Origin of the sequence: Teichococcus vastitatis, assembly GCF_003604215.1 — a bacterium.
In the GTDB taxonomy this organism is placed as follows: Bacteria; Pseudomonadota; Alphaproteobacteria; order Acetobacterales; family Acetobacteraceae; genus Pseudoroseomonas; species Pseudoroseomonas vastitatis.
The window spans coordinates 22,840-34,304 of the sequence record NZ_QXGS01000018.1; the positions used below are offsets into that span (position 1 = coordinate 22,840).

Below are 11,465 nucleotides of genomic sequence, written 5' to 3' on the forward strand. Positions count from 1 at the left end.
GATCGGCCGATTACCTTGTTTGGATCCTCCCTGACCACGGTAAAATACGGGGGTTCCTGCCGAGATGGACGTGACATGCGCCCCGAACCTGCCGCCGCCGGACCCGTGCCCACCCCGTTCGGGGCCTTCCTGGAGGAGGTGCGGACGCAATCGCCTCTCCGCGCCGCCATCACCGAGGCCTGCCGGCGACCGGAAACATGCTGCCTGCCGCCGCTGCTGGAGCAGGCCACGCCGACGCCGGAGCAGGAAGCCAGCACCGGCGTTCTGGCGCGGCACCTGGTCACCGCCCTGAGGAACAAGCGCCGGGGCGGCGGCGTGGAGGCGCTGGTGCAGGAATTCTCCCTGTCCAGCCAGGAAGGCGTGGCACTGATGTGCCTGGCCGAGGCCCTGCTGCGCATCCCCGATACCGCCACGCGCGATGCGCTGATCCGCGACAAGATCGGCGGTGGCGACTGGCGCTCGCATCTGGGGCAGTCGCCTTCGCTGTTCGTCAACGCGGCAACCTGGGGTCTGGTAGTCACCGGCAGGCTGACGGCCACCGGCAACGAGGCAGGGCTCGGCGCCGCGCTGACGCGGTTGATCGCCCGCGCAGGCGAGCCGGTGATCCGTCGCAGCGTCGATCTCGCCATGCGCATGATGGGCGAACAATTCGTCACCGGCCAAACCATCCAGGAAGCACTGGCCCGCAGCCGCACCATGGAAGCCAAGGGCTTCCGTTATTCCTACGACATGCTGGGCGAGGCAGCGGCGACCGCCGACGACGCGGCGCGCTATCTCCGCGACTACGAGGCCGCCATCCACGCCATCGGCCACGCCTCCGCCGGGCGCGGCCTGCGGGATGGCCCCGGCATCTCGGTGAAGCTGTCGGCGCTGCATCCGCGCTATGCCCGCGCCCAGCGAAACCGCGTCATGGCCGAGTTGCTGCCGCGGCTGACCGGGTTGGCCGTGCTGGCCCGCAGCTACGATATCGGCCTCAACATCGATGCCGAGGAAGCCGAGCGGCTGGATCTCTCGCTCGACCTGCTGGAAGCGCTGTGCGAGGACGAGTGCCTGTCCGGCTGGAACGGCGTGGGCTTCGTGATCCAGGCCTACCAGCGCCGCGCGCCCTTCGTGATCGATTTCGTGATCGCGCTCGCCCGCCGGACCAGCCGTCGCATCATGGTGCGGCTGGTGAAGGGCGCCTACTGGGACAGCGAGATCAAGCGGGCCCAGGTGCAGGGGCTGGAGGATTTTCCGGTGTTCACCCGCAAGGTGCACACCGACGTGTCCTACCTGGCCTGTGCCCGGAAGCTGCTCGGCGCGCCGGACGCGGTGTTTCCGCAGTTCGCCACGCACAACGCGCACACCGTGGCTGCCATCCACACCATGGCCGACCCCGCGGCGTGGCAGCCGGGACAATACGAGTTCCAGTGCCTGCACGGCATGGGCGAGGCGCTGTACGAGGAGGTGGTCGGCCATAACCGCCTCAACCGGCCCTGCCGCATCTACGCGCCCGTCGGCACCCATGAGACGCTGCTGGCCTATCTGGTGCGGCGCCTGCTGGAGAACGGCGCCAATTCCTCCTTTGTGCGGCGCATCAACGACCCAGAGGTGCCGGTCGAGGATCTGGTCGCCGATCCGGTGGCCGAGGCCCGCGCGCTGGTGCCACCCGGCCGCCCGCACGCGGCCATCGCCCCGCCGCGCGCCCTGTTCGGCGCGGCGCGCGCCAATGCGGCCGGGCTGGACCTCGCCGACGAACGTCGCCTCGCCGCCCTCGCCAGCACCCTGGCGGAGGGTGCAGGGCCGCTGCTGGCCGCGCCGGATGCCGGGGCCGGACCCGCATCGCGGCGCGACATCCGCAACCCGGCCGACCACCGCGACGTGGTCGGGCATGTGGTGGAAGCCACCGGAACCATGGTGGATGCGGCGCTGGCCCGCGCCACGGCCGCGGCGCAGGACTGGGCCGCCACGCCGGCCGGTGCGCGCGCCGCCATGCTGGAGCGCGCGGCCACGCTGATGGAGCAGCGCATGGACGTCCTGCTCGGCCCGATCATCCGCGAAGCCGGCAAGTCGCTGCCCAACGCCGTCGACGAGGTGCGGGAGGCGGTGGATTTTCTGCGCTTCTACGCCGCGGAGGCGCGCGATTTCTCCGCCGCGCACCGGCCGCTCGGCCCCGTCGCCTGCATCTCGCCCTGGAATTTCCCCCTGGCGATCTTCACCGGGCAGGTCGCGGCGGCACTGGCCGCCGGCAACCCCGTTCTGGCCAAGCCGGCGGAAGAGGTGCCGCTGATCGCCGCCCAGGCGATCGCACTGCTGCACGAGGCCGGCGTGCCGAAGGCGGTGCTGCAGTTCCTGCCCGGGGATGGCGAGGTCGGTGCGAGGCTGGTCAGCGATGCGCGCACGCAGGGCGTGATGTTCACCGGCTCCACCGACGTGGCGCGGCTGATCCAGCGCCAGCTGGCCTCCCGCCTGGGGCCGGAGGGGCGTCCGATCCCGCTGATCGCCGAGACGGGCGGGCAGAACGCCATGGTGGTGGACAGTTCCGCGCTGGCGGAACAGGTGGTGGCCGACGTGATCGCCTCCGCCTTCGACAGCGCCGGCCAGCGCTGCTCGGCATTGCGCGTGCTGTGCCTACAGGAAGACGTCGCCGACCGCGTGCTGGCGATGCTCAAGGGAGCGCTGGCGGAGCTCCGCCTCGGCAATCCCGACCGGCTGAGCACCGATATCGGGCCCGTCATCACCGAGGCAGCCCGCGCCGGCATCCAGGACCACGTGGACGCCATGCGCGCCAGGGGCTTCGCCGTGCATGCGCTGCCGCTGCCCGCCGAATGCGGCCATGGCAGCTTCGTCGCCCCCGCCATCATCGAGATCAACGGCATCGCGGCGCTGACGCGGGAAGTGTTCGGCCCCGTGCTGCACGTGGTGCGGTTCCGCCGCGACGCGCTGCCGGCGCTGCTGCGCGACATTGATGCCACCGGCTATGGCCTGACCTTCGGCGTCCATTCCCGCATCGACGAAACCATCGCCGGCGTGACGGATCAGGCGGGTGCCGGCAACATCTACGTCAACCGCAACATCATCGGCGCCGTGGTGGGGGTGCAGCCCTTCGGCGGCCATGGCCTGTCCGGCACCGGCCCCAAGGCGGGTGGGCCGCTCTATCTGCGGCGCCTGCTGGCCGCCTGCCCGGTGGCATCCCCCCTGCCCTCCACGCCGATGCCGCCGGCAGTGGAGGACTTCCTGGAATGGCTCCGCGGGCGCGGTGATGCGGCGCTGGCGGCCCGCTGCGCGGAGCAGGCCGCGGCTTCCCGCCTCGGGCTGGACATCACGCTGGCCGGCCCGGTGGGCGAAGTGAATCGCTACCGCCTGCTGCCGCGCGGCAGGGTGCTGTGCCAGGCCGCCACGGCAGAGGGGCTGATGCTGCAGGTGGCGGCCTGCCTGGCCACCGGCAACGTCGCGCAGCCCGCCGCCTCGGCGCCCCTGCCTGGGCTGCCGGTCTCCCTGAGGTCGATGGTCCGCCCGGCGGATGCGGCCGGCCTTGGCTCCTGCGCCGCCGTGCTGTTCGAGGGCGATGTTGAGGCGTTGCGATGCCTGAACCGGGAGGTCGCGGCACTGGAAGGCCCGATCATTCCGGTTCTGCTGGCCGGAGAGGATGGCCTGTATCGCCCCGACATGCTGGTGCGGGAGCAGTGCATCAGCACCAACACCGCCGCCGCCGGCGGCAATGCCAGCCTGATGAGCCTGTGAGGAGCGCGGCGAGGCCGGCCCCTCAGGCCGCGCCGCCGCCCTGCCGCCGGCGCAGGCTGCGCGTCAGCGTTTCGGCCTCGTGCCGCGCCGCCTGGACCACCAGCGCAGCAAAATCCCGCACCATGTCGGAGCGCGGCTGCCAGGTCGGAAAGAACAGCCCGTAGGACACCGGAATGGAGGGCGCGAAGGCGCGCATCACCATCTGCGGCGCGGGAGAGGATCGCGCCACGAACGGGTCCGCCAACGCCACGCCGAGACCCAGCGCCACCATCTGGCAGACCACCACGCCGTTCGATGCCTCGAACCGGCAGCGCGGCGTCACGCCGGCATCCCGGCAATGCTGTTCCAACCCCTGCCGCAGCAGGGAACGCGGATGCGTCACCACCATGTCATGACCCGTGAGATCCTCCACCGTCACCTGCGGCAGCGCCGCCAGTGGATGGTCGCGCCGCATCACCGCCACGGCCTCCACCTCGCACAGGGGTTCCACCTTCAGCCCGGCATGTGCCAGCGGCAGCACCGTGACGCCGAGGTCGAAATGCTCCTGTTCCACCACCGCTTCGGCATCCAGGCGGATACGGGTGTCCACCGTGGCGGTGAAATCCGGCACGCGCGCCGCCATCGCACGCAACGCCTCGCCCAGGATCAGGCTGGCGACCTGCGGCGCGGTGAGCAGCCGCAGGTGACTGTCCTTCTGGCCCTGACGGATGCCGCTGGCCAAGCGGGTCAGCGCATCATGGCCGGCCAGCACGCGCTCGGCATGCTGGAAGAACCGCAGCCCTTCCGCGGTCAGCGACAGGCGCCGGTTGTTTCGGCTGAACAGGTCGAAGCCCAGTTCCTTTTCCAGCCCCGCCAGCAGCCGGCCGATCTGGGGCTGCGTGCGCCCGAGCCGCGCCGCGGCCTGCGATACGGAGCCGCTTTCCACGAAGGCCCGCAGCGCGTCCAACGACCGCAGATTGTACAATCCAGCCCCCATTCCTGTGCGTGAAGCGCATGATTTGGTCATGATAATGCATTTGACGCACGCACTCAGCTTCGGCATCGGTGACGGAGCGATGACACCGCCGGCCAGCCGGCCCGGCAGCGAGGCTCCGACATGTCCGACAGCGACCATGGCAGTGCCGCTTGGCACGTGACCCCTTCCGCCTATGCCGCGGCGCGCGAGGTACCCTTCGCGCTGCCCGTCGAGCCGGAATCCCGCTACCTCGCCATGCCGGACGGCTGCCGCATCGCGCTGGACCTCTGGCGGCCGGAAGGCGCCACCGGCCCGGTGCCGGCCATCCTGATCCTGACGCCCTATTACCGCCGCTTCGCCGTGGCGCCGGGCAGCGACGCCGATCCCATTCCCAATGCCGGCAAGTTCGTGCGTTACCTCGTGCCGCGCGGCTATGCCGTGGTGGTGGTGGATGTGCGCGGCACGGGTGCCTCATTCGGCACGCGGGACAGCTTCCGCTCGCCCAAGGAGCGCGAGGATTCGCGCGAGATCACCGACTGGATCGTGGCGCAGCCCTGGTCGGACGGGCAGGTCGGCGCGACGGGCATCTCCTATCCCGGCGCGGCGTCCGACTTCCTGGCCAGCACGGGGCACCCGGCGGTGAAGGCCATCGCGCCGCTCTTCGCAGTGTGGGACACCTATGCGGACAACTATTATCCCGGCGGCATCCTGCTGAAGCAGCTGGCCAAGAGCTATGACGACCTGATGGTCGCCATGGACCACGACCGGCGCGACCTGCTGCGCAACTACGTCTACTACGCCAACCCCGACCTGCGCGGCCCGCATCCGGTGGACGAGGACGCCGGCGGCACGCTGCTGGCTGAAGCCCTGCGCGAGCACCTGGGCAATTTCCGCCAGCCTGACTTCATGGGCGAGTTCCGCTTTCGCGAGGACCCGCTGCCCTACGATCCCTCCTTCAGCTCCGCTTCCTTCAGTCCTTATTCAGTCAGCGAGGGCATCCGCCCTGACGTGGCGGTGCTGGCTGTCTCTGGCTGGATGGACGGCGCGGGCTATGCCAACGGCGCCGTCGCCCGGTTCCTGACGCTGCGGAACAACAAGGTGCACCTGGTCCTCGGTCCCTGGGACCACGGCGCGCGCTGCAATGTTTCGCCCTGGCGGCGGGATCAGGCTCCGGACTTCGCGCTGCTCGGCGCGGTGCTGCGCTTCTTCGACCACTACCTGCTGCGCCGCGATACCGGGCTGGAGGCGGAACAGCCCGTCCACTACTTCAGCCTGCACGCGGAAAGCTGGCACGCCGCCGCCGCTTGGCCGCCGGTGGATACGGTGCGGCGCCTGCATCTCGGCGCCGGTGCGCTGTACGACGCGGCGGGCGAGGCCGGCGCCGAGACGCTGCGCGCCGACTTCGCCTGGGGCAGCGGCACCGGCACTCGCTATGAGCGCATTGCCGGCATCAACAGCACCACCTACTACGCCGATTGGCAGGACCGGGAGGCGAAGCTCACCGGCTGGTCCTCCGCCCCGCTGGAGGACGACACGGAACTGACCGGTCACGGCCTCGCCGATCTTTGGCTCGGTGCCGACACGCCGGATGCCGCCCTTTTTGTTTATGTTTCGGAGGTCGAGGCAGACGGCACGGTGCGCTACGTCACCGAAGGGCTGCTGCGCGCCCTGCATCGCCGTGAAAGCCCGGCGCCGGACCATTATCGCACCACCTGGCCTTTCCGCACCTTCCGGCGCGACGACGCGGCGCCGCTGGTGCCCGGGCAGGCGGAACGCATCCGCATCCCGCTGCTGCCGGTGTCCTGGGTGTTCCGTGCCGGCAGCCGCATCCGGCTGTCCATCGCCGGCATGGATGCCGACCACTGCGCGCAGGTGCCGCACGGCCGCCCGCCGGAACTGACCCTGCTGCGCGGCGGCGACCGGGCCTCGGCCCTGGAACTGCCCCTGCGGCCTGCCCGCTGAACCAAAAGGAAATGCCCATGCAACGCCGCCACTTCCTGGCTGCCTCCGGCCTTCTCGCCACCACCGGCTGGGGCGCGCTGGCGCCGCGCCCGGCCCGTGCCGCCGGTGCGACGTTGCAGATCGGCCTCGGCGGCGCCTTCACCACGGTGGACCCGCATTTCTACCATGCCGTGCCCAACCATACGGTCGCGATGCACATGTTCGAGCGGCTGATCAACCGCGCGCCGGACGGCCGGCTGATCCCCGGCCTGGCCACGGAATGGAAGCCGCTGTCGGACACGCTGTGGGAATTCAAGCTGCGCCCCGGCGTGAAGTTCCATGATGGCGGCGACTTCACCGCCGACGACGTGGTGTTCACCTTCGAGCGTGCGCGCGACGTGCCCAACAGCCCCGGCGGCTTCGGCGGCTTCCTGCGCGCGGTGGAGCGGGTGGAGGTGGTGGACCCGCTGACCATCCGCCTGCACACGCCCGTGCCGGCACCGGACCTCGGCCCCAATCTGACCTATGTCGGCATCGTCTCCCGCCGTGTGGGCGAGAACGCCACCACGGCGGATTATAATTCCGGCAAGGCCGCCATCGGCACCGGGCCCTACAAGTTCGTTTCCTACACCCCCGGCAACCGGGTGGAGATGACGCGCAACGACCTGTGGTGGGGCCCGAAGCAGGGGTGGGAGACGGTGTCGCTGCGCCTGATCACCAACCCCGCCGGCCGCACTGCCGCGCTGCTCTCGGGCGACGTGGATCTGATCGATACGCCCTCCGTCAGCGACCTGCCGCGGCTGCGGGAGGACAAGCAGGTCCAGGTCGCCGCCATTCCCGGCATCCGGCTGATCTACCTGGTGCCCGACCTGTCGCGCGAAGGCGAGAGCCCCTTCGTGACCGACGCCGGCGGCACGCCACTGCCCCGCAACCCGTTCCGTGATCTCCGGGTGCGGCAGGCCTTGTCGCTGGCCCTGCAACGCGATGCCCTGGCCGAGCGCGTGATGCTGGGCACCGCCACGGCCACCGGCCAGTGGATGCCGCCAGGCAGCTATTCCTATGCCCCCGGCGTGGCGTCGCCGCGTCCTGACCAGGAGCGTGCCCGCCGCCTGCTGGCCGAGGCCGGATTGCCGGACGGCTTCCGCCTGACCCTGCACACGCCGAACGACCGCTACCCGAACGATGCCCGCCTGGCCCAGGCCGTGGCGCAGATGTGGACGCGCATCGGCGTGCAGACCACGGTGGAGGCGATGCCCTGGAGCACCTATGCCGCCCGCGGCGGCCGGCAGGAATTCTCCATGGGATTGTGGGGCTGGGGCAGCGCCACCTTCGAGGGCGGCTACATGCTCAGCCAATGCTTCGCCACCTACAGCAAGGAGCGCAGCCTCGGACTGTATAATTACGGCCGCTACAGCAATCCGGAACTGGATGCGCTGACCGTCCGCGCCACCTCGACCGTGGATGACGCGGCGCGCGAGGCGCTGCTGGTCGAGGCGACGGAGAAGGCGATGGCGGACGTGCCGATCATCCCGATGCTGATGTTGCAGAACCTGTGGGCGCTGCGGACGGGCATCGCCTTTTCGCCGCGTTCGGACGAACGCACGCTGGCGATGGATGCCCGGGCGGAGGGATGAGCATGATGCCGCGCCCGGACCCGATGCCGCATCTCGCAAGGCTCGCCCTGGCCCAAGCGGAGGCCGCGCAGCCCGAAGCCACGCTGCGGGCATTGGATGCGGCGCTGGCGGGCGTGGTGGGCCACCGCCTCTGCACCATGCAGGTGCACTACGCTGGTGGCGAGGCCGAGCGCGTGTATTCCAACCTTCCCGGGTCCTATCCGGTGGGTGGCCGGAAGCGGGCCTCCGACGCGCCGCGCATGCGCGAACTCATGCAGCACGGCCGGCCCATCCTGATCCGTACGGAAGAGGAGCTGCGCGCCAGCTATCCCGACCATGCGGGTGCCAGCGCCCTGGGCTGCGGCAGCGCCATGAACACGCCGGTGCGCTGGCAGGGCGTTACGCTCGGCCAAATCAACCTGATGCACCAAGCCGGCTGGTACACCGAGGACGACCTGCTGCTGGTGCGCAGCTTCGCCCAGTTCGCCGTGCCGGTGTTCCAGTTGCTGGCCGGGAACGCCTGACCCCGTCAACCCGATCCGGCGCCGCGCGCCGCAGCCGAAGGAGAGTGACCATGGGCGATGGACCTCGCCGCCGCCACCTGTTGCAGGGCGCGGCCGCCCTCCTCACCGCGTCGGGGCAGGCCGCCGCACAGGGCATCCCATGGCCCCAGGCGCAGCCGATCCGCCTGATCGTGCCATTCGGGGCGGGCGGAGCCACCGACATCGCCGCGCGGGTCATCGCGCAGGAGATGCAGGCCGCGCTCGGTCAGAGCATCGTGCTGGAGAACCGCGGCGGCGCCGGCTCCACCCTCGGCACCGGCTATGTCGCGCGCCTGCCGGCAGACGGGTATGCGCTGCTGATCACCACCATCAGCGGCCTGGCGATCGGGCAGACCCTGTACCGGGACCGCATCCAGTATGATGCGGACCGTTCCTTCGACCACATCGCCATCATGATGGGCACGCCCTACCTCCTCTGTGTCGATCCGAAGCTGCCGGTCCGCAGCCTCGCCGACTACGTCCAGGCCTCACGCGCGAAGCCCATGGATTACGGCACCTCTGGCGTCGGCGGCGTGGCGCATCTGCTGGGGCTGCGGCTGGCGGCATCCACCGGGGCGCGGCTGGAACACATCCCCTATCGCGGCTCCACCCAGGCCATCACCGACGTCATGGCCGGCGTGGTGCCCAGTGTCATGGACAGCCTGACGGCCACCAGCGCGCATATCCGCTCCGGCGCGCTGCGTCCGCTGGCGACCTCCGCGCCGGACCGCTCGCCCGACTTCCCGGAGGTGCCGACCTTCCGCGAGCTGGGCTATCCCGACGTGGTGGCGGATGGGTGGGCCGGCCTCGCTGCGCCCGCCGGCACGCCGCGTCCGATCCTGGAGAAGCTCGCAGAGGCGGTGCGCCAGGCGCAGGCCAGCGCCACCGTGCAGCGCCGCTTCGCCGAAACCTCGACCACGCCCGGCCGCTTCTACCTGCAGGAGGCGCAGGCCTTCGTGCGGCGGGAGGTCGCCGCCTGGGCACCGGTGATCCAGGCCTCCGGCATCACGCCGGACTGAAGCACAGCAAAGGAAAGCAGCGCATGCGCGGCATCGTGGTGGCGGCCCAGCCGGAAGCGGCCGAAGCCGGCGTGGGGGTTCTGCGCCAAGGCGGCAACGCCGTGGATGCGGCGATCGCCTGCGCCTTCAGCCAGGGTGTCGTCGACCCGCAGATGTGCGGCATCGGCGGCTTCGGCGCCATGCAGATCTGTATGCCCAGGCGTGGCGTGCACACCGTGCTGGAATTCTTCGCCCGCGCCCCGCTTTCCGCGACCCCGGGGATGTGGAAGCGGAAATTCATCGGCCAGTCGCTCGACGGCTTCGTCTTCCTGCTGGAAGACCAGTGCAACGACGTCGGCTACGGCTCGGTCGGCACCCCCGGCAATGTTGCGGGCTATGCCGAGGCTTTGAGCCGCTTCGGCACCCTGCCCCTGCGCGACGTCATGCGCCCGGCCATCGCGCAATCCCGCCGCGGCGTGATGGTGCGGCCTTACATGCATTATTATTGGGCCATCGATCACGGCAAGGACGGTCAGGTGAACGTGGCGGACAAGCTGCGCTTCAGCGAAACCGGCCGGCAGGTTTATTTCCGTGCCGATGGCAGCCTGAAGCGCCCCGGCGATGTGCTGCACAACCCCGACATGACGCGCAGCCTGGAACGCATCGCCGAGGGCGGCGCCGAGGCCTTCTATCGCGGCGACATGGCGCGCGAGATCGCGGCCGACATGGCGGCGTGGGGCGGCGGCATCACGCTGGAGGACCTCGCCGCCTATCGCGTGCGCGAGAAGGCGCCGTGCTGGGGCCGTTACCGCGGCCTGAAGGTCGCTTCCAACCCGCCGCCCGCCGGCGGCGGCTCCCTGATCGAGTTGCTGCACATCCTGGGGCATTTCGATCTCGGTGCGCTGGAGCATGGCGGGATCGAGCACCTGCGCATCCTGGCGGAAGCCATGAAGTGGATGACCATCGACAAGGACGCGCATATGGGCGATCCGGATTTCGTCGATGTGCCGCTGGACCGTCTGCTGTCCGACGGCCATGCCGCCGCCCTCGCCGCGCGCATCCGTGCCGGCGAGAAGGCCGAGGTGGCGCGGGCCGAGGAGCCGGGCGATCCGCCCGACACCACCGTGGTCTGTGTGGTGGACGCCGAAGGCAACGCCGTGTCCCTGACGCACACGCTCGGCATCCCTTCCGGAGTCATCACCCCGGGCCTCGGCTTCATGTACAATGGCTGCATGAGCGGCTTCGATCCGCGTCCCGGCCGTGCGGCCTCCATCGCGCCCGGCAAGAGCCGCGGCAGCGCCATGGCGCCGACACTGCTGTTCCAGGACGACGAGCCATGCATGGTGCTGGCGGCGCCGGGCGGCACCTACATTGTGCCGGCGCTGGCACAGGCGATCAGCAACGTGGTTGATTTCGGCATGACCATGGCGGAAGCCGTGGCCGCGCCGCGCATCGTGGCGCTGAGCAACACGATCGACGTGTCCAACCGCATCACGCATGCGGTGAGCGACGCGCTGGCGGGGCTCGGCTACCCGGTCATGCGATCCTATCAGAGCTACGCCTTCGGCGCCCCGCACGGCCTAGCGCTCAAGGACGGCCAGTGGCAGGGCGGTGCCGACCCGCAGCGGGACGGCATGGCGCTCCGGGCCTGAGACCGGCCAATCCCGCGCCGCCATCATGCAGGAGGGCGGCC

The 11,465-nt window shown here is 70.4% G+C and carries 7 protein-coding genes; 6 read left to right on the forward strand and 1 reads right to left on the reverse strand.

Annotated features, from left to right (window positions below; all coding sequences use genetic code 11):
- Positions 1-75: 75 nt before the first annotated feature.
- Positions 76-3,723, forward strand: coding sequence for a trifunctional transcriptional regulator/proline dehydrogenase/L-glutamate gamma-semialdehyde dehydrogenase (gene putA, locus D2K64_RS16635; RefSeq protein WP_120009510.1), 3,648 nt, complete (start codon positions 76-78; stop codon positions 3,721-3,723).
- 22 nt (positions 3,724-3,745) lie between these two features.
- Here the strand turns inward: putA and D2K64_RS16640 are convergent, their stop codons facing one another.
- A complete protein-coding gene (locus D2K64_RS16640) occupies positions 3,746-4,687 on the reverse strand; it encodes a LysR family transcriptional regulator (protein ID WP_120009511.1) in 942 nt (313 codons plus the stop codon).
- 132 nt (positions 4,688-4,819) lie between these two features.
- On the opposite strand from D2K64_RS16640, the gene D2K64_RS16645 reads away from it, so the two are divergent.
- The 5 genes from D2K64_RS16645 to ggt are packed head-to-tail and all read left to right on the forward strand — an operon-like array spanning position 4,820 to position 11,424.
- Positions 4,820-6,640 (forward strand): CocE/NonD family hydrolase, encoded by a 1,821-nt coding sequence (locus D2K64_RS16645; RefSeq protein WP_120009512.1) that lies wholly within the window; start codon positions 4,820-4,822, stop codon positions 6,638-6,640.
- A gap of 17 nt (positions 6,641-6,657) precedes the next feature.
- The gene (locus tag D2K64_RS16650) at positions 6,658-8,253 is read left to right on the forward strand and encodes an ABC transporter substrate-binding protein (RefSeq protein ID WP_120009513.1); all 1,596 of its coding nucleotides are present in this window, start codon (positions 6,658-6,660) and stop codon (positions 8,251-8,253) included.
- A gap of 2 nt (positions 8,254-8,255) precedes the next feature.
- Complete coding sequence (locus D2K64_RS16655) at positions 8,256-8,756, forward strand: GAF domain-containing protein (protein WP_238384242.1); 501 nt, start codon at positions 8,256-8,258, stop codon at positions 8,754-8,756.
- A gap of 50 nt (positions 8,757-8,806) precedes the next feature.
- Entirely contained in the window at positions 8,807-9,793 is a 987-nt protein-coding gene (locus D2K64_RS16660; RefSeq protein WP_238384243.1) for a Bug family tripartite tricarboxylate transporter substrate binding protein, read from the forward strand.
- 23 nt (positions 9,794-9,816) lie between these two features.
- Entirely contained in the window at positions 9,817-11,424 is a 1,608-nt protein-coding gene (ggt, locus tag D2K64_RS16665; protein ID WP_120009516.1) for a gamma-glutamyltransferase, read from the forward strand.
- The last annotated feature ends 41 nt before the right edge of the window (positions 11,425-11,465 follow it).

Excerpts from the sequence above, each read along its gene's own strand:
- putA (WP_120009510.1), top strand. The coding sequence starts at position 76 with ATGCGCCCCGAACCTGCCGCCGCCGGACCCGTGCCCACCCCGTTCGGG.
- D2K64_RS16645 (WP_120009512.1), top strand. The coding sequence starts at position 4,820 with ATGTCCGACAGCGACCATGGCAGTGCCGCTTGGCACGTGACCCCTTCC.
- D2K64_RS16650 (WP_120009513.1), top strand. The coding sequence starts at position 6,658 with ATGCAACGCCGCCACTTCCTGGCTGCCTCCGGCCTTCTCGCCACCACC.
- D2K64_RS16660 (WP_238384243.1), top strand. The coding sequence starts at position 8,807 with ATGGGCGATGGACCTCGCCGCCGCCACCTGTTGCAGGGCGCGGCCGCC.
- D2K64_RS16655 (WP_238384242.1), top strand. The coding sequence starts at position 8,256 with ATGATGCCGCGCCCGGACCCGATGCCGCATCTCGCAAGGCTCGCCCTG.
- ggt (WP_120009516.1), top strand. The coding sequence starts at position 9,817 with ATGCGCGGCATCGTGGTGGCGGCCCAGCCGGAAGCGGCCGAAGCCGGC.